This window comes from Streptomyces sp. NBC_01439 (assembly GCF_036227605.1).
Classification (GTDB): domain Bacteria; phylum Actinomycetota; class Actinomycetes; order Streptomycetales; family Streptomycetaceae; genus Streptomyces.
Genome location: NZ_CP109487.1, coordinates 1,793,733 through 1,820,494, shown reverse-complemented (window position 1 = coordinate 1,820,494; position 26,762 = coordinate 1,793,733). Strand labels below are relative to the sequence as shown.

Annotated in this window: 23 protein-coding genes and 1 tRNA gene; 14 read left to right on the top strand and 10 right to left on the bottom strand. The window is 72.5% G+C overall.

The annotated features are described in order from the left end of the window. Window position 1: 1 nt before the first annotated feature. A complete protein-coding gene (locus OG207_RS08015; protein ID WP_329097202.1) occupies window positions 2–1,684 on the bottom strand; it encodes a ricin-type beta-trefoil lectin domain protein in 1,683 nt (560 codons plus the stop codon). 168 nt (window positions 1,685–1,852) lie between these two features. Here OG207_RS08015 and OG207_RS08010 point away from each other — a divergent pair, with 168 nt between their 5' ends. Both OG207_RS08010 and OG207_RS08005 read left to right on the top strand, forming a co-directional pair. Next, a complete protein-coding gene (locus OG207_RS08010) occupies window positions 1,853–2,518 on the top strand; it encodes a TetR/AcrR family transcriptional regulator (protein ID WP_329097200.1) in 666 nt (221 codons plus the stop codon). Window positions 2,519–2,532: 14 nt separating this feature from the next. Continuing rightward, window positions 2,533–3,483 carry a serine/threonine dehydratase gene (locus OG207_RS08005; RefSeq protein WP_329097198.1) on the top strand — a complete coding sequence of 317 codons (951 nt, stop codon included), beginning with the start codon at window positions 2,533–2,535 and terminating at the stop codon, window positions 3,481–3,483. Window positions 3,484–3,532: 49 nt separating this feature from the next. Here the strand turns inward: OG207_RS08005 and OG207_RS08000 are convergent, their stop codons facing one another. Then, window positions 3,533–4,003, bottom strand: a complete 471-nt coding sequence (locus OG207_RS08000) for a universal stress protein (protein ID WP_329097196.1) — start codon at window positions 4,001–4,003, stop codon at window positions 3,533–3,535. A 190-nt stretch (window positions 4,004–4,193) separates the two neighbouring features. Between OG207_RS08000 and OG207_RS07995 the strand changes: the two genes are divergently transcribed. Then, window positions 4,194–4,559, top strand: coding sequence for a hypothetical protein (locus OG207_RS07995; protein ID WP_329097195.1), 366 nt, complete (start codon window positions 4,194–4,196; stop codon window positions 4,557–4,559). A 102-nt stretch (window positions 4,560–4,661) separates the two neighbouring features. Here OG207_RS07995 and OG207_RS07990 read toward each other — a convergent pair whose 3' ends face one another. Then, window positions 4,662–5,318 carry a peptidoglycan recognition protein family protein gene (locus tag OG207_RS07990; protein ID WP_329097194.1) on the bottom strand — a complete coding sequence of 219 codons (657 nt, stop codon included), beginning with the start codon at window positions 5,316–5,318 and terminating at the stop codon, window positions 4,662–4,664. 260 nt (window positions 5,319–5,578) lie between these two features. Next, window positions 5,579–6,643: an AraC family transcriptional regulator gene (locus OG207_RS07985; RefSeq protein WP_329097193.1), complete on the bottom strand. Its 1,065-nt coding sequence runs from the start codon at window positions 6,641–6,643 to the stop codon at window positions 5,579–5,581. A gap of 256 nt (window positions 6,644–6,899) precedes the next feature. Here OG207_RS07985 and OG207_RS07980 point away from each other — a divergent pair, with 256 nt between their 5' ends. Further along, window positions 6,900–8,285, top strand: a complete 1,386-nt coding sequence (locus OG207_RS07980) for a serine hydrolase domain-containing protein (RefSeq protein WP_329097192.1) — start codon at window positions 6,900–6,902, stop codon at window positions 8,283–8,285. Window positions 8,286–8,357: 72 nt separating this feature from the next. On the opposite strand, the gene OG207_RS07975 is transcribed toward OG207_RS07980, so the two are convergent. After that, window positions 8,358–8,648 (bottom strand): hypothetical protein, encoded by a 291-nt coding sequence (locus tag OG207_RS07975; protein WP_329097191.1) that lies wholly within the window; start codon window positions 8,646–8,648, stop codon window positions 8,358–8,360. Between the two features lie 220 nt (window positions 8,649–8,868). Between OG207_RS07975 and OG207_RS07970 the strand changes: the two genes are divergently transcribed. Next, a complete protein-coding gene (locus OG207_RS07970) occupies window positions 8,869–9,657 on the top strand; it encodes a VOC family protein (RefSeq protein ID WP_329097189.1) in 789 nt (262 codons plus the stop codon). A 46-nt stretch (window positions 9,658–9,703) separates the two neighbouring features. Here OG207_RS07970 and OG207_RS07965 read toward each other — a convergent pair whose 3' ends face one another. Together OG207_RS07965 and OG207_RS07960 are read right to left on the bottom strand one after the other, a co-directional pair. Next, window positions 9,704–11,575: a hypothetical protein gene (locus tag OG207_RS07965; protein WP_329097187.1), complete on the bottom strand. Its 1,872-nt coding sequence runs from the start codon at window positions 11,573–11,575 to the stop codon at window positions 9,704–9,706. Continuing rightward, a tRNA-Cys gene (locus OG207_RS07960) sits at window positions 11,575–11,650 on the bottom strand. Before OG207_RS07960 ends, OG207_RS07965 begins: the two co-directional genes overlap by 1 nt. A gap of 373 nt (window positions 11,651–12,023) precedes the next feature. Here OG207_RS07960 and OG207_RS07955 point away from each other — a divergent pair. The 4 genes from OG207_RS07955 to OG207_RS07940 all read left to right on the top strand — a co-directional run bounded on the left by OG207_RS07955 (window position 12,024) and on the right by OG207_RS07940 (window position 18,325). Then, complete coding sequence (locus OG207_RS07955; RefSeq protein ID WP_329097186.1) at window positions 12,024–13,358, top strand: ABC transporter substrate-binding protein; 1,335 nt, start codon at window positions 12,024–12,026, stop codon at window positions 13,356–13,358. 89 nt (window positions 13,359–13,447) lie between these two features. Then, the gene (locus tag OG207_RS07950; RefSeq protein WP_329097184.1) at window positions 13,448–14,341 is read left to right on the top strand and encodes a carbohydrate ABC transporter permease; all 894 of its coding nucleotides are present in this window, start codon (window positions 13,448–13,450) and stop codon (window positions 14,339–14,341) included. Further along, complete coding sequence (locus OG207_RS07945) at window positions 14,338–15,216, top strand: carbohydrate ABC transporter permease (RefSeq protein WP_329097182.1); 879 nt, start codon at window positions 14,338–14,340, stop codon at window positions 15,214–15,216. The genes OG207_RS07950 and OG207_RS07945 overlap by 4 nt, the downstream gene beginning before the upstream one ends. An 85-nt stretch (window positions 15,217–15,301) precedes the next feature. Beyond that, window positions 15,302–18,325: an alpha-mannosidase gene (locus OG207_RS07940; protein ID WP_329097180.1), complete on the top strand. Its 3,024-nt coding sequence runs from the start codon at window positions 15,302–15,304 to the stop codon at window positions 18,323–18,325. 30 nt (window positions 18,326–18,355) lie between these two features. Here the strand turns inward: OG207_RS07940 and OG207_RS07935 are convergent, their stop codons facing one another. Further along, entirely contained in the window at window positions 18,356–19,717 is a 1,362-nt protein-coding gene (locus tag OG207_RS07935; RefSeq protein WP_329097178.1) for an alpha/beta fold hydrolase, read from the bottom strand. A gap of 208 nt (window positions 19,718–19,925) precedes the next feature. Here OG207_RS07935 and OG207_RS07930 point away from each other — a divergent pair, with 208 nt between their 5' ends. From OG207_RS07930 to OG207_RS07910, 5 genes are all read left to right on the top strand, one after another. Next, complete coding sequence (locus tag OG207_RS07930; protein ID WP_329097177.1) at window positions 19,926–21,950, top strand: NADPH-dependent 2,4-dienoyl-CoA reductase; 2,025 nt, start codon at window positions 19,926–19,928, stop codon at window positions 21,948–21,950. 46 nt (window positions 21,951–21,996) lie between these two features. Further along, entirely contained in the window at window positions 21,997–22,410 is a 414-nt protein-coding gene (locus OG207_RS07925; RefSeq protein ID WP_329097175.1) for a PaaI family thioesterase, read from the top strand. A gap of 34 nt (window positions 22,411–22,444) precedes the next feature. Beyond that, the gene (locus tag OG207_RS07920; protein WP_329097174.1) at window positions 22,445–23,875 is read left to right on the top strand and encodes an MFS transporter; all 1,431 of its coding nucleotides are present in this window, start codon (window positions 22,445–22,447) and stop codon (window positions 23,873–23,875) included. A gap of 50 nt (window positions 23,876–23,925) precedes the next feature. Next, window positions 23,926–24,378: an SRPBCC family protein gene (locus OG207_RS07915; RefSeq protein ID WP_329097172.1), complete on the top strand. Its 453-nt coding sequence runs from the start codon at window positions 23,926–23,928 to the stop codon at window positions 24,376–24,378. Window positions 24,379–24,597: 219 nt separating this feature from the next. Then, window positions 24,598–25,851: an NAD(P)/FAD-dependent oxidoreductase gene (locus OG207_RS07910; protein ID WP_329097171.1), complete on the top strand. Its 1,254-nt coding sequence runs from the start codon at window positions 24,598–24,600 to the stop codon at window positions 25,849–25,851. Between the two features lie 29 nt (window positions 25,852–25,880). Here OG207_RS07910 and OG207_RS07905 read toward each other — a convergent pair whose 3' ends face one another. Both OG207_RS07905 and OG207_RS07900 read right to left on the bottom strand, forming a co-directional pair. Then, window positions 25,881–26,360, bottom strand: a complete 480-nt coding sequence (locus OG207_RS07905; RefSeq protein WP_329097169.1) for a DUF427 domain-containing protein — start codon at window positions 26,358–26,360, stop codon at window positions 25,881–25,883. Window positions 26,361–26,482: 122 nt separating this feature from the next. Next, window positions 26,483–26,761 (bottom strand): UBP-type zinc finger domain-containing protein, encoded by a 279-nt coding sequence (locus tag OG207_RS07900; RefSeq protein WP_329107481.1) that lies wholly within the window; start codon window positions 26,759–26,761, stop codon window positions 26,483–26,485. Window position 26,762: the final 1 nt, after the last annotated feature.

Here is a 26,762-nt window from a genome sequence, read left to right as displayed (position 1 = left end):
GTCAGACCGGCAGGGCCCAGGCCTGGTCGACCCGGTGGTCGCCGCAGTCGGTCAGCCGCAGCCGCTCGGCCGGGGCGGCGGCCGCGGGAGCCGTCAGGCACATCCCGCTGACCTCCTCCACGAGGGCTCCGTCGCGGCGCTGCGACCAGCTCTGTCCGGGCTGCTCCTGCGGACGGTTCGCACAGTCGGCCAGTTCCACGATGCGGTCCTCACCCGCCGACAGGCACTCGCCGGCCAGCCGCAGGGTCGCGTCCTTGCCCACGGTCCAGCGCTGGTCGGGGGCTCCGGTGCAGGCGGCCATCACCACGGCGCCGACGCCAGTGGTGTTGGCGCCGTCGGCACACCGGGCGCCGTCACCGACGACCTGCCCGGTCGGCACGGCCTCGGCGCAGCCGCGCGGGGTGAGCCGCCAGACGCCGGTGTCGTGTCCCGCCACCTTCCCGGTCAGCGCTGCGGAGACCGTGCGGCGCGTACCGGTCCACAGGTCCTGGGCGTCGGCGCCGACGGTGCAGGCGGTCAGGCCGATCTCGTCGAGCGGCACGTTGATGTCCCGGGTGGCGGCGGAGCGGTTGAGCACGGCGACCGCGCGGTCGCCGTTGGCGAGCGGTCGCACCAGGATCTCGAAGGTGGCGTTGGAGGAGACCACGGAGCCCTGACGGCCCATCGGGTCCTGGTCCAGCTGGATCATCCGGGTGTTGCCGAGGGCCGCCAGGCCCGCCGGGGTCAGCTTCGAGACGTCGGAGGAGAGGATGAAGGGGGAGGCCATCATGGCCCACAGGGCGACCTGGCTGCGGCTCTCGGCGGCCGTGAGCCCGGGGGCGCCGGCGATCAGGAAGTCGGGGTCGTTCCAGTTGCCGGGGCCCGCGTACCGGCCGAGCCAGCGGTTGTAGCCGTAGTTGCCCAGCACCGCGCTCCACCGCGAGGTGGCGGGTGCGGCCGGGTTGTAGACCTTGATGTCCTTGCCCTCGCGCCACAGCTGGCCGGTCTCGCCGACCCAGCCGAGGACCTTGTGCCAGTCGGAGCCGCCCCACTCGCCCTGCTGGAAGTAGGCGGGCGCCGAGGCCGACAGGACCATGTCCCGACCGCTGTCCCGCAGGGCCTTCGCGACGGCGCTGTAGGCGTCGCGGTAGGCCTCCTCCTTGGTCGCGCCCTCCGGGACCCAGAGGTTGCAGCCGTCCATCTTGACGTAGTCCACCTTCCAGGAGGCGAACTGGCGGGCGTCCTGCGCGTAGTGGTCCGCGCCGCCGCCCTGGGGGGCACCGCTGCCCGGGTACTTCTCGCAGGTGAGGGAGCCCGCGTCCTGGTAGATGCCGAACTTCAGGCCCTTGGCGTGCAGATGTTCGCCGAGCCAGGCCATGCCGTGCGGGAACTTCTTCGTGTCGACGACCAGACTGCCCTGCGCGTCGCGGCTCTTGGTCATCCAGCAGTCGTCGACGGTCACCGTGTCGTAGCCCTTGGCGGCGAGCCCGGTGGACACGAGCGCGTCGGCGTTGGCCACCACCTTGGCTTCGTCGATGTCGCACATGTAGTGCGCCCAGTTGTTCCAGCCCATGGGAGGGGTGAGCGCGAGCGGGGTGTCCGAGGTCGCCCGGGGCTCGGCCGCCGCCGGGGCGGGGGAGAGCGCGAGGGCGAACAGGGCGGCCGCGGTCAGGCAGGGGAGCGTTGCACGCAGGCGAGGCGGCACGGAGTCTCCTTGACGTGGGGGCAGTCGTGGGCCCAGTGCAGCGAGACGATTACCCAGTGTCAACAGAAGTCGCTGATTGTCGACCGATGACCAGCAATATGGCTGCAATCGCTGTCACACGAAAGTGCAGCTGCGTTGTGTGTTACGTCGTATGTTACGATGTATCTCATGCCGCGAAGATCAGCCGCCCTGGACCGCGCGACCCCGGAGGTCATCGCCGTCGCCGCCCTGCGGATCCTCGACGAGCAAGGGCCCGACCACCTGAGCTTCCGCAGCCTCGCCGACCGGCTGGAGGTCTCCCACGCCACCGTGCAGCGCCGCTGCACCGACCTCGCCGGCCTGCTCGACCTGTGCACCGAGCACCTCGCCGGGCAGCTCCCCGAGATCCCCGCCGGCACGGACTGGGCGCGGGCCACCGAAGAGCGGTTCCGCGCCCTGTACCTGCTGCTCGTCGCCCACCCCGGACTGCTGGCGCTGCGCGGCAGCCGGCCCTGGCTGGGGCGGCAGCTGCTGGCCCGGCTCGTCGAGCCCGCCCTCGCCGACAGCGTGGCCGCCGGGATGACCGCCGCCGAGGCGATGACCGTCTACCGCCGCATGTACCTGCTCACCCTGGGCAGCGCGGCCTTCGTCGACCACCGGGATCCGGCCGCGGCCACCGCCGCCTCGCGGGCGGCCCTGGCCGCACTGGATCCCGAGGAGTTCCCCGTGCTCGCCGGTGGACTGCCCGACGTACTGCCCGCCCTGACGGACCACGAGGTCTACTACGGGGCCCTGCGCCAGTTGATCGAAGCCGCCCGGCCGATTCGGCCCGCCCGGCCCGCCACCCGCACCTGATGGGGAGACCACCCGTGCACGCAGCAACGGCCCAGCAGCTCGACCACGCCGCCGTCCGCGCCGCCGCCGACCGCATCGCGGGCGGCATACGCCCCGTTACGGTGGCGCCCGCGGCCGGAGCGGGGGTCTGGTACGCGCTGGAGTACCTCCAGCACACCGGCTCCTTCAAGGCGCGCGGTGCGCGCAACTTCCTCGCCGCCCACCACGAGGCCGGCGCCCTCCCGGCCGCCGGAGTCACCATCGCCTCCGGCGGCAACGCCGGGCTCGCCTGCGCCTGGGCCGCCCGCGCGCTGTCCGTGCCCGCGACCGTGTTCCTGCCCGCCAACGCCCCGCGGGTGAAGGTGGAACGGCTGCGCGGGTACGGGGCCGAGGTGCGGCTCGTCGGCGACCGCTACGCCGACGCGCTGGCCGCCTGCGAGGAGTTCGCCACCGAGAGCGGGGCGCTGAGCAGCCACGCCTACGACCACCCGCTCATCGCGGCGGGCGCCGGCACGCTGCTGGAGGAGATCCGGGCCGCCCTGCCCGGGCTGGACGCGGTGGTGGTCGCGGTCGGTGGCGGCGGACTGTTCGCCGGGGTGGCCACGGCCGCGCGCGAACACGGCGTACGGGTCGTCGCGGTCGAGCCGGAGAACTGCCGGGCGCTGAACGCGGCCCTGGCGGCGGGCCGGGTCGTGGACGTGGCCGTGGAATCCGTCGCCGCCGATTCGCTGGGGGCCACCCGGGTCTCGGCGGACGCGCTGGCCGCCGCGCAGCAGGGGAACGTGACGTCGGTCCTCGTGTCCGACACGGAGATCACGGCCGCCCGGCGCGCGCTCTGGGAGGAGCACCGGATCGTGGTCGAGACGGGCGCGGCCACCGCCGCGGCGGCGCTGCGCGGCGCGCCGCAGCCCCTGGGCGAGCGGGTCGCCGTCATCCTCTGCGGCGCCAACACGGACCCCCGGGACCTGGTGATCCCCGGGGCCTGAGCCACTCGGGCAACGACGAGTAGGTCCGAGTGCGGCGGCCGGCGGGCCGTCAGTCGTTCTCGTCCGCGCCCTCGCGGACGATCACGACCGTGCTGGCGGAGTACTGGACGACCTGCTGGCTCACCGACCCCAGGAGTGCGCCCTTGAAACCCCCGTACCCGCGGGTGCCGACCACCGTCAGGTCCGCCTCCTTCGAGGCGTCGACCAGGACCTGCGCCGGGGAGCCCTGCTCGACGCGCCGGAACACCGGGACACCGGGCGAGGTGCCGACGGTCGCGGCGACCGTGTCCGCCAGCTTCCGGCGGGCGGCCTCCTCGGCCGTCACCGCCTCCGCATCGGCCGTCTCGGCGGCCATCGGGCCGATGGCGAACGGATTGCGGTTCCACTCCCAGGCCATGACGGCGTGCACCCGGGCGCCCGTCGCCGCGGCCTGCGCGACCGCCCAGCGCAGCGCCTCCTTGGAATGGTCCGACCCGTCCACGCCGACGACGATCAGCGGCTCGATGGTGTGCTCACTCACGGTGGTTTCCTCTCGCTTCGCCCGGATGGTCGATCTCCTCCCTGTATACACGGGTCGATCGGTCTGACCTCGAACGACGATCGTTGCGACGGCCGACGACTTTCGAGGACAGCCCGCGGCCCCCGCCCCTTGGGAAGGTGTGAACGTCCAGGCGAACGCCGCCGGACACGAACGACATGGAGGAACGGGCGTGGCTCAGCGCAAGGGTTGTCTGATCGGGTGCGCGGTGGCGCTGGTCCTCGGCGTGGGCCTCCTCGTGGCGGTGGTCTTCGGCCTGGGGAAGGTCCTCGACATGGCCGACAAGACCCTGCTCGACCCCGCGGTCTACGAAGCGGTGAAGACCGGGGACGCGGAGAGCGAGGTGCGCGGCAAGCTCCCGTCCGGCGAGAGCTTCGTCAAGAGCGCCCTCAAGGAGGGCGGACCGGCCGAGCCCGAGGGCAGCACCTGCTCCTGGTACATGTCCAGCGGCGCGTCCAAGAACGGCGAAGAGACCGTGCTTCGCTTCTGCTTCAAGGACGGCAAGCTCGCGGAGAAGACCCAGTACGCCATGAAGTGACCGGACCGGCCGCCCGCGCGGGCCGCCGAACGTCCGCCGCGCTTCTTCCCGTACCCCCGCCGCCGGGGTCGCCGCCGAGCCGCCGACTGATCAGGGCCGGGCCTAACGGGGGGACTTGTGGCGGACCGCGCTGAGTATCTCTCCCGCCTGGGCGGAGCGCAGCGGGCCCGGGCAGGAGTGGCCGCCCCAGTCCCGGCCGCCCATGCGGTGGATGCCCAACCCCCGGCCCTGTGGTGTGGAGGCGGGTTCGAGGGGCCAGCCGTGCTGGGCCATGCCCCAGGCGTAGATGCGGGCGACGGAGTCGACCTGCTGCGCGGTGAGCGGCCGGCTCGCGAACCCCGAGGTCTCCACCGAGAGCCACGACGGGTTGCCGGTGCCCTGCGCCCAGGCCCGGTCGTGCGCGGAGACGTACTGTTCGATCTCGCCGGACTGCGAGACCCAGAAGTGCGCGGAGGCCCGGGCCGCAGGGTCACTGAAGTGGTCGTGGAGCGAGTTCTCGCCCTCCTGCACGTGCAGGACCAGCCCCCGCATCTCCCTGAGCCCGCCCGGAGTGAAGTTCACGGACAGGGGCTTGCGGGTGGCGTCCGGCATCCATGCCTGCCTCCCGGGTTCGGGAGCCGGTTCGGCGGGCGGCGCTGCCCCGCCCGCGTCCTGCGCCTCGATGCGGACGGGCCCGGGGTCCCCGCCGCGGTCGACGACGCCGAAAGCGGTGGCGATAAGTCCGCTGCTGGTGCAGACCATTGCGGTGCGGCGCGACATGAGTCGTGGCTTGGGTTTGCGGTGGGTCACGCGAGCGGTGCCCTGGGTACGGCTCGTCGGGAAAGGAGCACAGGAGGGGTCCCTTGCTGGACTGACGTTCTCCAGCGGAATGCTTCCCGACCATTAGTGTCGGAATGGGACCGGATGATGACCGTTTCGTGACGGCCGAACGGGCGCGGGCCCGCCCCCACCTACCGCCGACAGCAGGGTCCTCGGCCGAACCGCATTCCGTGAGGAGTTCTCGGGGTGCCGGGCGCAGGTCACTTGCCCGCGTCGGCGCCCATCGGCGCCGCCGCGACGCCCGCTTCGTTGCGGATGTCGCGAGGAGCCCGCCCCTCCCAGCGGCGCACCGCCCGGCGCAGCGCGCGCATGTCGCTGTAACCGACCCGGGCCGCGACCGAGCGGAGCGGTAGATCGGTGGCGCGCAGGAGTTCCATGGTGTGCTCCTGGCGCACGGCCTCGACCTCCTCGCGCCAGGTCGTGCCGTGCTCGCCCAGGCGCCGCTGGAGGGTGCGCGGGCTCATCGCCAGCCGCTGCGCCACCTGCTCCAGACTCACCGAGTCCTCCCGGAAGGCGGAGTCGAGGACCATCCGGAAGCGGTCCTGCCAGAGCAGGGCCGGCTGTGCGGACGCGATCGTCAGTGCCGCATGCTGGGCCAGGATGCGGTCCAGCCCCGGCTGCGCCTTGGGCAGCGGCGCGCGCACGTCGTTGTCGTGGAAGGTGATCGAGTTGTACGCGGCGCCGAAGTCGATGCGGGTGGTCCCGAAGAACTCCGTCAGCCGCCGGAAGCGGCCGGACGCGCCGTGCGTCACGGAGACGCGCAGCGGGACGACGGGCCGACCGGTGGCGGCCCGGGCCCGGGTCAGGAACACGCCCAGGGCGAAGAAGTCGATCGCCTCCACCACATCGGGGCCCCAACTACCGGTCGCATGACGGATGGTGAAGGACCGACCGTCCTCCTCGACGAGCAGCTTCTCCTGGGCCGCGTCACCGATGACGGCGTTGTACTCCACCGCCTGCTTCAGGGTTTCCCGAAGGGTGGGCCCGGTGGTCACCAGGTAGTCCCACAGGCCGAACGTACCGATCGGGGCCTCGGCGGTGATCAGCGCGCCGATGGCCGTACCCGGCTCCGCGAGCGTCAGCTGCTCCCACACGGCCAGCGCCGACGCGGTCGAGACCCGGGCCAGATCGTTGTCCAGCACCTCGGGTCCGAGGTCGGGTAATCGGGCGACCCTGCCCGGGCGCACGCCCGAGCGGTGCAAGGCGTCGACGACGAACCGCGCGAGGTGGACGGAGACGGTGCCGTCGGTGCCGGGAGAGCGCATAGGACGGACGACGCTACCAGCCGATCGCTCGAACAGGCCCGTCCAGTTGCCCCTTTGGCGCGCAGGATCCCCTGGTGGCGCGAACGTTTCTCCTGCGGGCGCGCGGTGTTCCCCGGTGGCGCCGGGGGTCCCCTCGTTGGCGCCCGAGGGTCCTTATCGGCGCATCGGGGACCGACCTACGGTGGCGTGGATCCCGGTATGTGGATCAAGAAGCGTGCGGCGATCCGTACGGGACCACCGAGTCGAAGGAACCGATGTGACGTTCTCCCCGGCCCACTGGCAGAGCCGCCTCGACGCGCTGCGCGCCGCCCATCACGTGCCCGGTGCCACCCTCGCGGTCTTCGCCGAGGGAAAGCTCCACGAGCTGGCGAGCGGCGTCCTGCACCGTGGCACCGGGGTGGAGGCGACCACCGACTCGGTGTTCCAGCTCGGATCGATAGCGAAGCTCTACACGGCGACCCTGGTCATGCAGCTCGCCGCCGCGGGCGAACTGGACCTCGACGCGCCCGTGATCGAGGTGCTCCCGGAGTTCTCCGTGGCCGACCCCGAAGCCACCAAGACCATCACCGCCCGCCAACTCCTCAGTCACACAAGTGGTTTGACCTGCGACTTTACCTACGACAGCGGCCGCGGGGACGACTGCGTGGCCAAGTACGTGGCGGCGGCCCGGAACGTGGTGCTGGACTGTCCGCCCGGCACCGCGGTCTCCTACAGCAGCATCGGGTACAACGTCCTCGGCCGCATCGTCGAGGTGCTCACCGGACGCAGCTGGGACCAGGCCCTCAAGGAGCGGCTCCTCGCCCCCTTGAGCCTGACCCACACCATGACCCTGCCCGAGGAGGCGCTGGCCTTCCGCACCGCGATGGGGCACCTTCCGGGCGAGGGGCCGGACCCGGAGCCCGCGCCGGCCTGGGACATGATGCCCCGTTCGGCAGGGCCGTACGGACGCGTCCTGGCCACCGCCGCGGACGTGCTCCGGCTGGCCAAGCTGCACCTCGACGGCGGCTCCGCCCCTGACGGCACGCAGGTCCTCGGCGCCCGGGCCGTCGCGGAGATGCAGCGGTGGGCGGTCGACGTACCCGACAGGTGGACGGTGAGCGCGGACGGATGGGGGCTGGGATGGTCGCTGTACGACTGGAACGGGATCCCGGGATACGGCCACGACGGCGCCTCGATCGGCCAGTACGGCTATGTGCGCGTGGTTCCCGGTGCCGATCTCATCGCCGTCCTGCTCACCAACGGGGGCGCCTCCCGCTTCCTCTACGCCGACCTGATGCGCGAACTGCTCCGCGAGCTCGCCGGGGTCCACATGCCGCCCGCCTTCGCGCCGCCCGCGCGTCCCCCCGTCGTCGACCTGGTCCCGCTGGTCGGCACCTACCGTCGGGAAGGGGTGGTCATCTCCGTCAGCGTGCGGCCCGGGGGGACCGCCCACTTGTCGTACGAGTTCGTCGACGGGATGCGGGACTTCTCGCCACCGCTGGAGATGGACCTGACCCCGCTCAGCGCCACGGTCTTCGCCGCCTCCGGCGCCGGCCCCTCCTTCAGCGGGGACTGGACGCCCGTCGTCTTCGCCACCCTCGTGGACGGCACCCCCTGCTGCTACATCGGCATGCGCTGCGCGCCCAAGGTGGTCGCCGGCTGATGGCGCGCCGCCCCGCGGAGCGCCGACGTCAGACCGAGGTCGGGCAGCCCAGTCCGAAGATGCGGCAACTCCTCACTTCCCCTTGAGGAGTTGGTCGACCCGGGGGACGGACAGCCCGATCAGCTCCGACACTTCCCTGAGAGTGCGCCCCTGACGCAACTCGCCCACGGCGGCGGTGCGTATGCCCTTGACCGTCTTCGCCACGGCGGGCAGCAGTTGATCGGTGAACAGCCGTGCGGCCCGTTCCCGCGCGACGGGGGTCTCGACGTCTGCGAGGCGCGCCCGGACCGCGCTCAGATACTCGACGGTCAAGATGCGCAGGTCATCGGGTACTTGCTGGTCGGATGGGGTGGTGTCGGTCATGGGGACAGCGTACGCAGACGTGGTAGGAATTTAAGATGACCTTCCCTGTCAGCGCGTGTCGCACCGGGTGGGAGATGCGTCAAGTGGGCGCCCGGGGCCGGTGGTTCGGGGCGTCGCGTACCGGCGTGGCGGTCAAGTACCCCAGGCGGGGCTTCCGTTGCGAGGAGCGGGGCGGCGGGTGACCGTCCGCCCGCAGCCATCACACACCAGGAGCGCCAGCATGATCCTCGAACTCGCCGTGATCTACACGACCCGGCTCGACGCCTGCCGCGACTTCTACCGGGGCATCGGGCTCGGCCTCGTGCGCGAGCGGCACGGCAGCGGGCCGGAGCACTACGCGGCGACGCTCGCCGACGGTGGCGTCCTGGAGCTCTACCCAGCCACGGGACGCCCGGAGACCGGGTACCTGCGCCTCGGCCTCGCCGCCCCGCCGAACGGCGCCGGGTTCCTGCCGCCGGGCCGGCACACCCTGACCGACCCGGACGGCCGTACGGTCGTCCTCACCGTCGGAGAGACCGGCTCGGGCCGGGTCCCGCCGGCGCCGCGCACCGGTGAGCGGGCCCGACCGGCCCGGGCCCCCTCCCGCGCGTCGAACGGCGGCCCCGTCCCTCCCGAGGGCCGCACGGGCGTCACGTACACCGAGATAGCCGAGCACTACGGCATGAGCGCCCGCTACCTGTCGGAGAACCCTCGGTGGGGACGGCACCCCGGGTGGCCGCCCGCCATCGGCAAGCGCGGCAGGACCATCGAGTTCGACCCGCAGGCCATCGCCCGGTTCTTCGGCGAGCACCACACCCGGGAAGCCACGGCGCTCGAACCGTCGCGCCACTACACCGTCGTCGAGATCGCCGAGGCGTCCGGCCTGCAGCCCGACAGCATCCGTTCGGACATCAGCCGCGGCCGGTGGCCCGCTCCGGACGAGATGGACGGCGACCGGAAGCTGTGGCGGGGCGAGACGGTCGCCACGCACCTGGCCGGCCGTCGCATCTACCGCAACAAGCCCAAGTGATCGGGGGGTGTCTTGACCGACGAGACACCCCCCGACGAGGTAGCCCCTACGGGACGGCGGCGGCGAGGCGGAGGTCGGCGAGGGGCAGTGCGATCCGCGCGGCGGCGCGCGCCGGCAGCCGGGCGGCCCGCTCGTCGATCCAGCCGAGTACGCGGGCCTGCTCGTCCGCGTCGCACAGCGCGAGGTGGAACAGCAGCTGCCGCCAGGCGCGCGCGGCGCTCTTCGCGGTGGCGGCCGGGCCGGTCGCCGCGGCGAACGCGCCCCGGGCCGGGCCCTCCCAGCCGCCCCGCGGGGTGAGGCTCGCGTGTACGACCAGGGTGGCGAGGTTGGAAGTGGTGAGGATCCGGGCCTGCTCCATGACCGCCGCGTCGCCGGCCAGCGGATGCCCCGGGCGCCCGGCCCGTTCGGCGCACAACCGGGCGAAACCGTACCGGTCCCCGGTGTCCACCAACTCCTGCACCACTGCGTAGTCGATGCCGTGGTAGCGCTCGTAGACCGTGCCGCGCAGCAGCCCGGCGGCGGTCTGCGCGGCGGTGAGGACGGCGGGAGCGGCCATCGCGCTGCGCGCGTCGGCCAGCGGCTCCGCGGCGAACGGCACGGGCAGCTCGGCGAGGCGCGCGAGCCCGGACAACGCCTTTACGTGCAGGTTGGGCAGCCCGGCGCCCGGGAAGGCCCGCACGCAGGCCTCGCCGAGCATCCGCAGGGTCGAACGGGCCTCCTCCACCGGGTCGGCGGCCCAGGGGGCGACCGCGCGGACCCAGGGCAGGTCGCTGATCCGGGCGTGGTGCTCCGGGTTCCACCACAACGGGTACCGGCGGTCGCGGCGGGCCCGGTAGGTCGCCGCGATCAGCGTGCGCAGCGACGCGTCGGCGTACCCGCGGGCGGTGTGCGTGGCGATCAGCTGTTCCGCCACCTCGCCCAGAACCTCCGCGGAGGGGACCAGCCCGTGCTCCAGCAGCGTGTCCAGGGGTGCGCTGCGCGCCGCGGTGACCGCGGCCCGCACCGACGCCGGGACGACCGTCCCGGCGGGCAGCCCGCACTCCGCGGCCTCCTCGGCGGTCACCGGGCCGATCAGCGGTCCGACGTCCTCCAGCCCCCGGCTCGCGTCGAGCGGGGCGAGGCGGCGCAGGACGAGGGCGGCCAGGTCGTGGTGCGCGGGCTGCTCCGCCTGCAGAGCCTGGGTCCGGCGCAACCGTGCGTGTTCGGCGGAACCGGGCCGGCCGCGCTTGGCGACCATCGAGGCGACGGCACGGCGCAGCAGTCCGGCGAGGCGGGGCGACAACTCGCGCCCGGCGACCCGCTCCTGCAGCGCGCGGCGCAGGACGGCCGGATTGGACTTGGGGTCGAGGTGCTCGGTGCACCGGGTGTGCGCGGCCGCGAGCCGCCGGTACCGCGCCAGCAGGGCCGCGCCCTCCCCGGCGTCGCTCCCGGTGCCCCGCCCGCTGCTCTGCCCGGCGCCCTCCTCGGCGTCCGCGCCGGCGCGCAGCCAGTGGTCGAGCAGCGCGTCCTCGAACGGTCGCCAGACGGTCAGCGCCTCGTGCTGCGCCTCGATGCCGGGACGGGGCGCGCGGCGCGCGAGGGCGCCGGAGACCTCACCGACGGTACGCACGTGCACGGCGTCCGCGCCGGGTTGGGGCCGGTCCGCGGGGTGCGGCGCGAACCGCACCTCGCCGGCGAAGGGTCGTACCTCCTCGACGAGGGCGGCCGCCGCACCGGTCTCCCCGGCACGCACCAGCCACGCGACGCAGAGCAGCGCGGCCTCTTCCGGCGCGCGCAGGTCGTAGCGCCCGCTGTCGAGCAGCGACCACAGGCGGGCGAGGCCCCCGTCGGTGAGGTAGTGGTCGAAGAGCCCGGCGGTGGAGAGCCCCGGGGCGGGGAGTCCTGGGGTCGGCGGCCGATTTCCCGTGTTCCTGTCCATGGCCGGCGTGGCAGGTCCTGCCCCTGCGCCCTCCGACTTTGCAGGTCGGTGCTCTGGCTACTGAGCTACACGCCGTTCGAGGTGAAATCTAGGCGCGGGCCCGACGCTCGCACAACCCCGGGTCGGCTAAAGCGGTTTCGCGGCATACGGGTAAAGCGCATTAGTGAAAGCCTTCCAGGAACCATCGATAAGAGGTCAAGTTGTGACGCGTGAGCAGCTTCGTCGTTGAACCGATTCCATCCTGGGCCGCCTTCGAACTAAAGCGCATCAGTCCAGTTCGAAAGGGTGGTGATCGAGGCCCTGTGGACCAGTCGGGACCGGCCGCGCCATTCGGCACCAATGCGTCACCGGCCAGCCGTCCTCCTGCCTCATTGACGAGGTCTTGCTTTCGGACGACCGTGGGCACCGCCTCCGGCGATGAGGCCGGACTTCTACGAAGGCGGCGACGATGACCCGTTCGAACCCGACCCGTATCGCTGTCGCCCTGTTAGCGACGGGGACCCTCCTCTCCACCGCCGCGTGCGGCCTGAACGGCGGGGCCGCCGACGCGAAGGAGGCGCAGCGGACGGGCCGGGTGGCCGGTGAGATCACCTTCCGGACCCTCCAGCTGAAGCCCACCTTCACGTCCTACGTCCAGGGGGTCATCGACGCCTTCGAAAAGCGCTACCCCGACGTCAAGGTCACGTGGGAGGACGTCCCCGGCGACGGCTACAACGAGAAGCTCGTCGCCGACGCCCAGGCCGGAGCCCTCCCCGACGTGGTCAACCTCTCCACCGACTCCTTCCAGCTCCTCGGTGACCGGGGCATGCTCGCCGACGTGGCAGCCCTCGACGGCGCGTCGGCGAAGGAGTACGTGCCGGGAGCCTGGGAGCAGTTCAAGCTGCCCGGCAGGGGCGACAGCGTGTACGCCTACCCCTGGTACGTCACCCCGGAGATCCTCACTTACAACAGAGAGCTCTTCGAGAAGGCCGGTCTGGATCCGGCCGCGCCTCCGACCGGTGTGGAGCAGTTCTTCGACTACGCCGAGCGGATCGCGGCCTCGTCCGGCGGCCGGTACTCGGCCTTCATGGCCGACCCGAAGGGCCGACTGCCCGGGGACTGGCAGAAGATGGGCGTCCCGATCCTCAGCGAGAAGCGGGACCGCTTCACCTTCGACACGGACCAGGCCGTCCGGTGGGTGGAGCGGATGAAGGACCTCTACGCCAAGGGTGCCATGCCCAAGGAGTCCCTCCTCACGTCGGCCGACATCAACCAGCTCTACGGCGGCGGCAAGCTCGTCTTCGGCCCGGGATCCCCGGGCTTCGTCAAGGACATCAAGCAGAACGCCCCGCAGATCTACGCCAAGACCCAGGTCGCCGGGGCCGTCACCGGCACGCTCGGTCACATCGGCATCTACGCCCAGTCGCTCGGCATCAGGAAGGACACCAAGCACGTGGACGCGGCGGCCGAGTTCGCCAAGTGGGTCACCAACGGCCCCAACCAGGTGGAGTTCTCCAGGAAGGCCACCATCTACCCGTCCAACGCCCGGGGACTCGCCGACCCGTTCTTCTCCGACAAGGGCGACGGCAAGGACGCGGAGACCCTCGCCCGCGCGGTCGGCGCCGAGCAGCTGAAGAGCGCCGCGCTCGACGCCAACACCCCCGTCCAGTGGACCAATCAGGTCGGCGACGCCGTCGTGCGCGAGGTGCAGAAGGCGATCAAGGGCGAACAGGCCCCCCGGACCGCCGTGCAGAAGGCGCAGGAAGCGGCGAACGAGCTCCTCGCCGCTGCGGCCGCGAAGTGACCGGCGGCGCCGCGGGCCAGCCGCGCGGCGGCGGTACGGCACTCGAAGGGCGTCGCGCGGCGGCGAACCGCAGGAAGGCCCTGCGGGCCATGGAGACCGAGACCGGACTGCCCCACCGCAGTGGGTGGACCCCCTACCTGTTCCTCGCACCGGGCCTTGCGATGGTGGCGCTGTTCAGCCTCTGGCCGTTCGCCAACACCGTCGTCCTCTCCCTCACCGACGCCCAGATCCTGCGCGGCGGCAGCTTCGTCGGCCTCGACAACTACCGGCGCGCCCTGGCCGACCCCGACTTCTGGGTCGCGACCGGCAACAGCGTGCTGTACCTCGTGGTCGTCGTCCCCTGCCTGGTCCTCCTGCCGTTGGCCCTCGCGGTCCTCGTCCGGGCGAAGGTCCCCGGCATCGGCTTCTTCCGCTCCGCCTTCTACACCCCGGTGATCGCCTCCGCCGTGGTCGTCGGGCTGATCTGGCAGTGGGTGCTGCGCAGCGACGGTCTCGTCAACACCGTCTTCCAGCGGTTGCACCTCGTCTCCGAGCCGGTCCCGTTCCTGACGGACTCCTCGATGCTGCTGGTCTCCGCGATGATCGTGACCGTGTGGAAGGGCCTCGGCTACTACATGGTCTTCTACCTGGCGGCCCTCGGGAACGTCTCCGCCACCCTCCACGAGGCCGCCGCGATCGACGGCGCCGGCCCCGTCCGCCGCTTCTTCAGCATCACCGTGCCCCAGGTGAAGCCGATGATGCTGTTGGTCGGCACCCTCTCCGCCATCTCGGCGCTGCGCGTGTTCACCGAGATCTACATACTCGGCGGCGAGAGCGGCGGCCCCGGCGGCGGCGCCCGCACCCTGCCCTTCCTGATCCGGCAGGTCGGCCTCGGCTTCTCCGGCGAGACCGGCTACGCCTGCGCCATCTCCATCCTGCTGTTCCTCCTGACCCTGGGCTTCAGCCTGCTGGGACGTCGCCTGTCGAAGGGGGACGAGCGATGAGCAGACCGCCCTCCTCCGGGAGCGGGCAGCCGTCCCGGCGCACGGCCGCCGCCCGCAGGCGCCGCCGGATCGGCCTGGCCGGGAGGTACGCCACGCTGCTGATGGTGCTCGTGGTGATGCTGGGCCCGATCGTCTGGCAGTTCCTGACCTCGATCCGCGGCCGCACCGAGAACGTGTACGACGGCGTGCTGCCCGCGCGCCCCACCCTCGACAACTACGTCCGGGTCGCCGAGTCCTTCCCGCTGCTCCAGTACGTCGGCAACACCCTCACGGTCGCCGCCCTCGCGATCACCTCGAACATGCTCTTCGCGGCGATGGGCGGCTACGCCCTCTCCCGGGCCGGTTGGAAGGGCCGGCAGGTGGTCTTCACCGTGCTGGTGGCGACCCTGATGTTCCCCTTCGAGTCCGTGATGATCTCGATGTTCCTCACCGTCCGCGAGATGGGCCTGGTTGACACCCTCGTGGGCGTCTGGCTGCCCGGGGCGGTCTCCGTGCTCAACGTCATGATCATGCGGGCGGCCTTCCTCGCCGTGCCCCGGGAGGTCGAGGAGGCCGCGGTCCTGGACGGGGCGGGTGAATGGACCCGTTTCACCCGGGTCTTCCTCCCCGCAGCCAAGGGCGCCCTCGCCGTCGTCTGCATCACCAGCTTCATGGGCGCCTGGGACGACTTCCTGTGGCCCCTGCTGGTCCTCACGAACAGCGACCACTACACCCTCCAGCTCGGCCTGAAGACCCTGGCGGGCGCCACCACCGTCAACGACCAGCGGCTCGTCGCCGCCGGTGCGATGGCCGCGCTGGTCCCGATGATGCTGCTCTTCTTCGCCCTCCAGCGTTTCTTCTTCAAGGGCGTGGGCGAGGGAGCCGTCAAGACCTGAGCCTTCACGACCCGACCCGACCCGATCCGTCACGACCCGAGCCCGCCCGCCGTCCGTACCGACCACCCTCCCTGGAGCAGCAGTCATGCATGACGACCGCAGCATCACCGAACACCGCCTCCGCCGGGTCCTCGAGGAGCGCGTCAAGCCCGCCGTCCGCTCCCGCGCGGTCCCGCTGACCGTCGAGCGGTGGGAGGCCCCCGGCGAGCCCGTCCCCGTCGCCGCAGGACTCGCGGCGCACTACGAGCCCTGCGCGATCGGCGACCCGTGGGGTCCGGCCTGGGGCACCACCTGGTTCAGGGTCACCGGTACGGTCCCCGCCGACTGGGCCGGCCGCACCGTGGAAGCCGTCCTCGACCTCGGTTTCGACCGGATGATGCCCGGGTTCCAGTGCGAGGGCCTGGTCCACCGGGCCGACGGCGGCGAGGTCAAGGCCCTCAATCCGTACAACGACTGGGTGCGCGTGGCCGAGCGGGCCGAGGGCGGCGAACAGGTCGAGTGGTACGTCGAGGCCGCCTCCAACCCGGTCCTGGTCGACCACGCGGCCACGTACGAGGGCGACCTGCCGACCAGCGGCGACCAGCCCCTGTACCGGCTCGCCCGGATGGCGCTCACCGTCTTCGAGACGGAGGTCTGGGAACTGGTCCAGGACCTGGAGGTGCTCTACGACCTGATGATCCAGCTCGACACCGCGGACGCCCGCCGGCACGAGATCCTGAGGGCACTCGGCGCGGCCCTGGACGCCCTCGACCTCGACGACGTACCCGGTACGGCGGCCGCCGCCCGCGGGTGTCTGGCCAGGGTGCTGGCCGCCCCCGCCAACGGCTCCGCGCACCGGATCAGCGCGGTCGGCCACGCCCACATCGACTCCGCATGGCTGTGGCCGCTGCGCGAGACGGTCCGCAAGGTCGCGCGCACGGCCTCCAACATGGTCAACCTGATGGACCAGCACCCCGAGTTCGTGTTCGCGATGTCGCAGGCGCAGCAGCTCGACTGGATCAAGACCTACCGGCCCGAGCTCTTCGAACGGGTCAAGAAGAAGATCGCGGACGGGCAGTTCGTACCGGTCGGCGGCATGTGGGTGGAGTCCGACACCAACATGGTCGGCGGCGAGGCCATGGCCCGCCAGTTCCTCTACGGCAAGAAGTTCTTCCTCGACGAGTTCGGCATCGAGACGCACAACGTCTGGCTCCCCGACTCCTTCGGCTACACCGCCGCGATGCCGCAGATCGTCAAGCTCTCCGGCTCCACCTGGTTCCTGACCCAGAAGATCTCCTGGTCACAGGTCAACCGGTTCCCGCACCACACCTTCTGGTGGGAGGGCATCGACGGCACCCGCGTCTTCACCCACTTCCCGCCCGTCGACACCTACAACAGCGACCTCGGCGGCGCCCAACTGGCCCACGCCGCCCGCAACTACCGCGAGAAGGGGCACGGTTCGCGCTCGCTCGTCCCCTTCGGCTGGGGCGACGGCGGAGGCGGCCCCACCCGCGAACACCTCGCCCGAGCCCGCCGCCAGCGGGACCTCGAAGGCTCCCCGAAGGTCCGGATCGAGCGCCCGGACGCCTTCTTCGAGAAGGCCCGTGCCGAGTACGCGGACGCGCCCGTCTGGGCCGGTGAGCTCTACCTGGAGCTGCACCGCGGCACCTACACCTCCCAGGCCAAGACCAAGCAGGGCAACCGGCGCAGCGAGTCCCTGTTGCGCGAGGCCGAGCTGTGGGCGGCTACGGCCGCGGTGCGGGTCGCGGGGTACGCGTACCCGTACGAGGACCTGGAGCGGATCTGGAAGACGGTGTTGCTCCACCAGTTCCACGACATCCTGCCGGGCTCGTCCATCGCCTGGGTGCACCGCGAGGCGCGCGAGACGTACGCGGCGGTGCGCGAGGAGCTCCGGGCGATCACCCTCGCCGCGCAGCAGGCGCTGGCGGGTCAGGGCACCGAGGAGCTCGTCTTCAACTGCGCCCCGCACGCCCGCCGCGGCGTTCCGGCCGGCGGGGCCGGCCGTCCGGCCGGGGCGGGGGAGCCGGTCACGGTGGAGGAGCGGCACGGCGGCGGGCACATCCTGGCCAACGGCCGGCTGCTGGTGGAGATCGACGGCCGCGGCCTGATCGTCTCCGTCTACGACCTGGAGGCGCGCCGGGAGACGGTCGCCCCGGGTGCCGCGGCGAACCTGCTCCAGATCCACCCCGACTTCCCGAACATGTGGGACGCCTGGGACATCGACGCGTTCTACCGCAACCGGGTCATCGATCTCGTGGAGCTGGACCGGCTGGAGGTCACCGGAAGCGGCCCGCGGTCGGCGACCGTGCGCGTGACCCGCTCCTTCGGCCGGTCGGGGGCGGTCCAGCAGATCACCCTGCGGGCCGGGGCCAAGGCGGTCGACATCGTCACGGAGGTGGACTGGCACGAGACGGAGAAGTTCCTCAAGGCCGCCTTCCCGCTGGACGTGAAGGCCGACCGGACCGCTTCCGAGACCCAGTTCGGACACGTGTACCGGGCCACCCACACCAACACCTCGTGGGAGGCGGCCAAGTTCGAGATCTGCGCCCACCGCTGGATCCACGCGGAGGAGCCCGGCTGGGGGGTGGCGCTGCTCAACGACTCCACGTACGGGCACGACGTGACCCGGGAGGTACGGGCCGACGGGGGCCAGACCACCACGGTCCGGCTCTCCCTGCTGCGCGCCCCGCGCTACCCGGACCCGGAGACCGACCAGGGCTCCCACACCCTGCGCTTCTCGATCGCGCCCGGCGCCGGGATCGGGGACGCGGTCCGCGAGGGCCACGCGCTGAACCTGCCCGAGCGGGTGGTCCGCGGCGCGGGCCCGGTCGCCCCGCTGCTCACCGTCGACGAGGACGCGGTGGTGGTCGAGGCGGTCAAGCTGGCCGAGGACCGCAGCGGTGACGTGATCGTCCGCCTCTACGAGTCCCGCGGCGGCCGCGCCCGGGCCACCCTCACGGCGGGCTTCCCGATCACGGACGCGGTGGAGAGCGACCTGCTCGAACGCCCGCTCGCGGGCGTGGCGGTGGGCGTCCCCACCCCCGAGCGCCGGATCCCGCTCACCCTGCGCCCGTTCCAGATCGTCACGGTCCGCCTGCACCGCCCCTGATCACCGCCCGGGCGGGCCCCGGCCCGGCCGTCAGGGCCGGGGCCCGCTCCCCAGCGCGGTCCGCAGCTCGGCCAGGTGCGCCGTGTCAGCCGGGAGTTCCAGCTTGTCGAGGACGGTGCGCGCCCGGGCGCGGTCGAGGCCGCCGTGCCCGTCGCGGTGGCTGTGCAGGATGCCCCGGAAGACGGCCTCGTGCAGGGCCGTGACCCGGGCCGCGGCCCGGTAGGCCAGTTCCTTGACCTGCCAGGGCACGCGTCCGGAGGATTCCAGCACCCGCCGGGCACGGCGCAGCACGGCTTCCGGGGCGTCCTTCTGCAGCTGTGTGACGTCCTTGCCGAGGACCTCGGTGAAGGCCGTCTCCACGGTGTCGCGGTCCTCGAACCAGTCGGCGCGCAGGGAGCGGGTGATCGCCGCGCAGGCAGCCGGGGCGCCCAGTCGGCTGCGGTAGCCGTTCCAGAGCACGCGGGCCGTGTCCGGATCCGCGATGCCCCGGGCGGCGGAGGCGATCTCGACCGTCACCCGGTGCTCGTCGAGGAGGTCCACCAGACCGAAGCCGAGCCGCAGCCGGTGCTCGACGTCGAGGGAGTCGTCCCCGAGGGCAGCCGCGGACCACCAGTGGGCGACCTCGTTCGAGGTGAGCCGGCCCTCCCCGGTCCCGCCGTCCGTCCAGGTGTGCTCGCCGGTCCGGACCACGCCCCGCTCGGCCAGCCAGAGCCGGGCCGACTCGCCGTCGGGCAGTTCGTCGAGGAAGTCCACGACCGCCCGGACGAATTCCTGCGGGGCGGCCGCGTGGACGAGGTGTCCCACGGGGATCGTGGTCAGCCGCGCGTCGGGGATCCGGCGGGACATTTCCGCGATGCGGTCCTGTGCGTACGGGCTCGTGGGGCCACCCGCGAGTATCAGGGTCCGTGCGGTGATCCGCCCGAACTCGTCCAGTTCGTCGGGCTCGGGCAGAGAGCTCCCCCACTGCTCCCGGTCAGACCATTCGGACCAGTCGATTTCGACGTGGTCGGGTCTCACCTGCCAGTCCTCGCGCGGAGCCGGAACCTCCTCCAGGACCAGCCGGGCCACCCGCCCGGGCCGGGCCGCCGCGGCCTGGTAGGCCGCCACCCCGCCCCCCGCGCGGCCGGCGAGGTCCACCCGGTCGAGGTCAAGGGCGTCCAGGAAGCCCAGGAGTACGTCGGCTCCCCAGTACGGCCACGGGTACGACCCCGCCGGCTCGGCGTTGCGGCACGCGTACGGGAGGTACACCCGGCGGGTGCGCGCGAGCTCGGCGCGGAGCACCGCCCAGTCGCCCTGATCGGGCAGCAGCACCAGCGGGTCGCCGTTCGCCGGGCCCGACACCTCGTACTCCAGCGGGAGGCCGTTCACGGTCAGGGAGTGGTGTTCGATCATCCGGCCGACGCTACCGACCCCGGCCGCCCGCCGGGCGCGCCCCCGCCCGCGCCGCCGGCGTGAACTGTGCCACAGCTTCGGGACGGCGGACCCAGTGGGCCCGGGGGAGACGGGGCGAGATGCGGTCACCTGGTTATGCACTTAGTTGCAAAACCTGCCTCCCCTCGCTAGAACAGGTTCATCACCCCCGCGCGAGGAGGCGCCCCTCATGAGTTCCCAGAGCCGGTACCCGCACCTGCTGAGCCCCCTGGACCTCGGTTTCACCACCCTGCCGAACCGCGTGATCATGGGGTCGATGCACACCGGCCTCGAAGAGCACCAGGGCGGCTTCGAGCGGCTCGCCGCCTTCTACGCCGAGCGCGCACGCGGCGGCGCCGGCCTGATCGTCACCGGGGGCATCTCGCCGAACGACGCCGGCCGCCCCTTCGAGGGGGGCTCGCGCCTGACCACCGAGGACGAGGCCGCCGAGCACCGGGTGATCACCGAGGCCGTGCACGCCGAGGGCGGGAAGATCGCGATGCAGATCCTCCACTTCGGTCGCTACGCCTACCACAAGGACCTGGTCGCGCCCAGCGCCATCCAGGCCCCCATCAGCCCCTTCGTCCCGAACGAGCTCACCGATGCCGAGGTCGAGCGCACCGTCGAGGACTTCGTCCGCGCCGCCCGCCTCGCCAAGCTCGCGGGCTACGACGGCGTCGAAATCATGGGCTCCGAGGGCTACCTGGTCAACGAGTTCATCGCCGCCGCCACCAACAAGCGCACCGACCGCTGGGGCGGCGCGTACGAGAACCGCGTCCGCTTCCCGCTGGAGATCGTCCGACGCACCCGCGCGGCCGTCGGCGAGGACTTCATCCTCATCTACCGCCTCTCCATGCTCGACCTGATCCCCGGCGGCTCCACCCTCGACGAGGTCGTCCACCTCGCCAAGGAGATCGAGGCGGCCGGCGCCACCATCATCAACACCGGCATCGGCTGGCACGAGGCCCGCATCCCCACCATCGCCACCTCCGTCCCGCGCGGCGCCTACACCTGGGTCACCAAGCGGCTGATGGGCGCGGTCAGCGTCCCCCTCGTCACCAGCAACCGCATCAACACCCCGGAGATCGCCGAGGAGCTGCTCGCCGACGGCCGCGCCGACCTGGTCTCCCTGGCCCGTCCCTTCCTGGCCGACGCCGACTTCGTCGCCAAGGCCGCGGCCGGTCGCTCCGAGACCATCAACACCTGCATCGGCTGCAACCAGGCGTGCCTCGACCACACCTTCAGCGGCAAGATCACCAGCTGCCTGGTCAACCCGCGCGCCTGCCACGAGACCGAACTCGTGCTGTCCCCGACGCGGACCAAGAAGCGCGTCGCCGTCGTCGGCGCCGGTCCCGCCGGCCTCGCCTGCTCGGTCGCCGCGGCCGGCCGCGGCCACGCCGTCACCCTCTTCGAGGCCTCCGGCCACATCGGCGGCCAGCTCGACGTCGCCCGCCGCATCCCCGGAAAGGAGGAGTTCGAGGAGACCATCCGCTACTTCGGCACCCAGCTGGTGGAGTCCGGCGTCGAGGTCCGCCTGAACACCCGCGCCGACGTGGAGACCCTCCAGGGCTACGACGAGGTCGTCGTCGCCACCGGCGTCACCCCGCGCACCCCCGACATCGAGGGCGTCGACCACGCCAACGTCGTCAGCTACCTCGACGTGCTGCGCGACGGAGCACCCGTCGGCGAGCGCGTCGCCGTCGTCGGCGCCGGCGGCATCGGCTTCGACGTGGCCGAGTTCCTCACCGACAGCGGCGAGGGCGCAGCCCAGGACCCCGACGTCTACTTCCGCCACTGGGGCGTGGACACCACGTACGCCGGCCCCGGCGGGCTGACCGCCCCCGAGCGCCCCGCGACGCCGCGCCAGGTCCACCTCCTCCAGCGCAAGGCCACCAAGGTCGGCGCGGGCCTCGGCACGACCACCGGGTGGATCCACCGCGCGGAGCTCAAGCACCGGGGCGTCGTCTCGGTCGCGGGAGCCGCGTACGACCGCATCGACGACCAGGGCCTGCACATCACCGTCGGCGGCGAACAGCGCCTCGTGCCCGCCGACACGGTGGTCCTGTGCACGGGCCAGGAGCCGCGCCGCGACCTGTACGAGGCCCTGCGCGCGGCGGGTGTGGAGGCCCACCTGATCGGCGGCGCCGACGTCGCGGCCGAGCTCGACGCTAAGCGGGCCATCCGACAGGGCACGGAGCTCGCTGCAAGTCTCTGACCGAAAGGGGATTGTGGCGGTCCGGCCGGACCGCCACAATCTCCCGGTGACGATCTCACCGGCAGACGCAGACAAGATCCTTACCGACAACTTCGCCCCTTGGGTGCTCGCCCTGGGGCTGAGCGTCCAGGAGACCGGCGAGCGGCACGCCGTGCTGCGCCTGCCCTGGTCGGACGAGTTGGCCCGGGACGGCGGCGGCCTTTCCGGCCAGGCCATGATGGCGGCCGCCGACACGGCCACCGTCATCGCGATCTCCGCCGCCCGCGGCGCCTACGGGCCGATGACCACCGTTCAGCAGTCCACGAGCTTCCAGCGGCCGGTGGTCGGGGCCGACGTACTGATCCACGTACGGGTGACCAAGCTCGGCAAGCGGATGGCCTTCGCCGACATCACCCTGACCCCGGAGGGCTCCGAGGACCCCGCGGCCACGGCCTCCACGGTGTACGCCCTGCTCGGCTAGCCCCCTCCGGGACCGGGGGAGTCGGGGCGAAAACGTGTTGGCGGGCGGCGGACCGGCTCGCCTACGCTCGCCCGGATCGGCCGACCACGAAGGAGGCCGGCGGGCACGGGGGAGCGGGACCATCTCGGCGGAATCCAGAACGTACGACTCGCTTCCGCCGCTGCGGCGGAACAAGGACTTCGCCGTCTTCTGGCTCGGCCAGGCCCTGTCCGTGCTCGGCGGGTCCATCTCGATGCTCGCACTCCCGCTGCTCGTCCTCCACGCCACCGGATCCATCGTCCAGATGGGCCTGGTCACGGTCGTCTCCGCCGCCACCGCCATCGGCACGGGGATCTTCGCCGGCTACGTGGTGGACCGGGTGGACCGCCGCAGGCTCATGATCGTCTGCGATCTGGCGCGGGCCGTGCTGCTCGGCGCGGTACCGCTCGTCTGGTGGGTCGCCGGGCCGCAGATCTGGCTGCTCTACGTACTGACCGCGCTCGCGTCCGTACTGAGGACGCTGTTCGACGTCGCGTACGTGACGGCCATCCCCAATCTGGTGCGCACGCAGGACCTCACGGCCGCCAACGGACGGCTCATGGGCACCTTCGCCCTCGGGAGCCTGCTCGGACCGGTGGTCGCCGGCTTCCTCACGGCCGGAGTGGGAGCGGACTGGGCGCTGGCCCTTGACGGGGCGACCTTCCTGGTGTCCGCCACGAGCCTCGGGTGGGTCAGGTTCACCGCACGCCCGGCCGGGGACGGCGCGGACAAGACCGGGGCGGGGTCCGGGGACCGGGCGGGGGCCGGGTCCGGGTCCGGGGTTTTCCGGGAGATGTTCGTGGTCGGTTTCCGCTTCCTGTGGAGCCACCCGCTGCTGCGCCCGCTCACCGTAGGGCTCACCCTGCTGACCTTCGTCACCATGGGCGCCACCGACCTGCTGATCTACCGGGTCCAGCACGACCTCGGCCGGGACGCGGCCACCCTCGGCTACGTGATCGCCGTCAGCGGGGCCGGGTCCGTCGCCGCGGCCCTGAGCGCGGGGCGACTGCGCCGGCTCCTCGGTTTCGGCACGTGCTGGCTCGCCTCGGTCGGGATGATCGCCGTCGGGGTGACGGTGACGGGCGTCAGCCGCAGCGTGCCGGTGATCGCCGCACTGGCCGCCGTCTTCATGTTCGGGATGACCCTGGGCGGGATCTGCAGCATGACCCTGCGCCAGGAGGTGACCCCGGACCACCTGCTCGGCCGGGTCACGTCGGCCTTCTGGACCGTGCACAACGCCGCGGGCCCGGTGGGCGCGGCCGTGCTCACGCTGTTGGCCGCCCGACACGGGGTCCCGGCGGTCAGCCTCGCGGGCGGGGCGCTGTGCCTGCTGATCCTCGGCGGCGCGCTGCTGACCCCGCTGCGCGGCAGCCGCGCGGGCGCGGTCGTGGCCGGGCCCGCCGCCCCGGACCAGGAGCCGGCCGCGGGGCCGTCGGCGCGCGCGTAACGTGCCCGTCTGGGATCGTGGACCACAGGTAGCCGCACCGAGGAGCCCACATGTCCGGACAGTTCGAGGCGAGTGTTGAGATCGACCGACCGGTGGAGGCGGTGTTCGCCTATCTCGCCGACGGGCGGCACGACCCCGAATTCAGCCCGCGCGTCCAGGAGATCACCAAGACCCCGGACGGCCCCACGGCCCTCGGCACGGTCTTCCGGAGCACGGTCAAGGACGCCGGGATGAAGACCGGCCGTGAGTTCCGCATCGTCGGTCTGGAACCGCCGCACCTGATCCGCTGGACGGAGCAGAGCCGCAACCTCATCACGGCGGAAGGCGGTTACGACCTCGAATCCCTGCCCGGCGACCGCACCCGCGTCCGCATCTTCAACACCCTCGAAGGCCACGGCATCGGCAAGCTGCTCGTCGGCCTCGCGGCCGGCGCGGCCCGCAAGGACGCCCCCGACTTCGGCCGCCGCATCAAGGCGGCCGCGGAGGCGTCCCTCACCCCGTAGCGGCGCTTCGTCAGCCGGACTCACCCCGGCCGTCCTCGGAACCGCCGGCGGGCCCGACTCGGCCCCGGTCTTTGCACCGCGCCTGACGAAGGGGCAACGTGCGCCCCGAGCGGGGCGGGCGGGGGCGGCGCGTCCGCCCTCGCCGTCCAGAAGCCGCGCGTAGCCTGGCCGCAGCCGTGCGAGTCGGGCAAGAGTCGGGCGAGAAGTGCGAGGGCGTTCATGGCCGAGGCGCAGGGCGAGCGGCACGACGTGGTGGTCGTTGGTGCGGGAGCCGCCGGCCTGGCATGCGCCTCGGATCTCGCTGCGGCCGGCCTGCGGGTGCGCCTGTTGGAGGCCGAAGACACTGTCGGCGGCCGCATCCGCACCGACCGGGTCGCGGGCTTCACCATCGACCGCGGCTTCCAGGTGTTCAACACCAGCTACCCACAGGTCAGGCGCCGGCTCGACCTGCGCGCTCTCTTCCTGCGGCCGTTCACGCCCGGTGTGCTGGTCCACTGCGACGCCGGGAGGCTCCGGATCGCCGATCCCACGCGGCGCCCGCGCGACGGCATCGGTCTCCTCACCGGCGGGCGGGTCACGCCGCGCGACCTGCTGGCCTTCGGCGCCCTGTCGGCGCACGCCGTGCTCGCACCCGCCTCCCGGGCGCGGGCCCGACCCGACGTCACCACCCGCACGGCCCTGGCCGACGCGGGGTTCTCCGAAGACTTCGTCGAAACCTTCTTCCGGCCCTTCCTGTCGGGGGTCTTCCTGGAGGACTCCCTGGAGACTTCCGCCCGCTTCTTCCACCTGGTCTGGCGCAGCATGCTGCGCGGTACGCTCTGCCTCCCCCGCGACGGCATCGGCGCCGTGCCGGCCCAACTGGCCGCCGGGCTGCCCCGGGGGGTGCTGCGGCTCGCGTCGCCGGTCTCCGCGCTGACGCCGACGGGAGTGGCGTCCGGCGACGGGGAAGTGCGGGCGCGGGCCGTCGTCGTCGCCACCGGGGCCGGCGCCGCGGCACGCCTGCTGCCCGGCCTCGAACCGCCGGCGGGACGGACCGTTACGACCCTCTACCACGCGGTCGAACGCTCTCCCCTCCCGGAACCCACCCTGCTGATCGACGCACGCCGAAGGTTCTTGAACACGTGCGTCCTGACCGAGGTCCAGCCCGGCTACTGCGGTGACGGCAGGAGCCTGGTGTCGACCTCCGTGCTCGGTGCCCCCGCCCCGGCCGAGGAGGCGGCCGTGCTCTCCGCCGTCGCCGAGGCCTACGGTGTGGACACCGGAACCTGGGAGCCCGTGCACCGCGTGACGGTGCGCAACGCCCTGCCGGCCATGCCCCCGCCGATGCCCCTCACCCGCACCACCCGCTTCGCCCCGGGCCGCTACGTCTGCGGGGACCACCGCGCGACGGGCTCGCTCCAGGGAGCACTCGCCTCGGGGGCGAGGGCGGCCCGCGAGGTGCTCACCGACCTCGGGACCGCGGCAACGCCCTGACGGACGTCACCCGCCGCCGGGTCCTGCCCTCACCAGCCGGTCGTTCCCGGACCGCCCTTGAACGGGCCCAGGATCTCGGCGGTGATCCAGCCGCCGTAGAAGTCGCCGGGCTGGGCCAGCACGCGCTCTCCGTCCACCGTGCAGAGATCGACCTTGCCCGCGTAGAAGGCCAGACTCCCGGCGATGCTTGCGTATTCCGGCCGGGGAGCCTCGTAGCTCCATGCCACGTCCGGGACGGTGGAGCCGTCCACGGCCAAGGTCCAGTACGTGGCCGACCCCTTCCACTCGCAGACGCTCGTCGCCCGGGACCTCGACAACAGGTCGCTGCGCACGTCCTCGCGCGGCACGTAGAAGACCGGGGGGTGTCTCGTTTCCAACACGCGTCGGCAACCCCGGGAGTCGGCGAGCGTCACTCCCCGATGCACGATCACCACGCGCCGCGCGTCCGCCTCCACCCGCGGCGGACGCGGGTACTCCCCGACCGATTCGGTCGACCGCCGGCCATCCATGCGCCAAGCCTCACCCATCGCATGCACCTCCACCCGGACTTCGCCGAATTCCCCGCCGGCGGATGCGGTGCGCCGACCTCGTCGCGAACGTGGCGAACCCGGTGGCCCGAAGCCCGGCGGCCTCAGTGGGGCGAGCCCGGCCCGTCTCCCCCCGGGACCCGGACGAGGAAGACCTCGTCGACGAAACACCAGGCCCAGGACTCGTCAGGGGCCAGGGACAGGGCCACGGGGTGTCCCGTCTGCGCGTGGTGGGCGTAGGCGTGCCGGCCGCGGGAGCTGTCGCAGCATCCGACGTGCCCGCACGTGGCACACCACCTGAGCCGGGTCCAGGTCCAGCCGCGGGAGCGGCACTGCGCGCAGACCTCGTACGGCGTCCCCGGCGATGCGGGCAGTGCCGCCAGG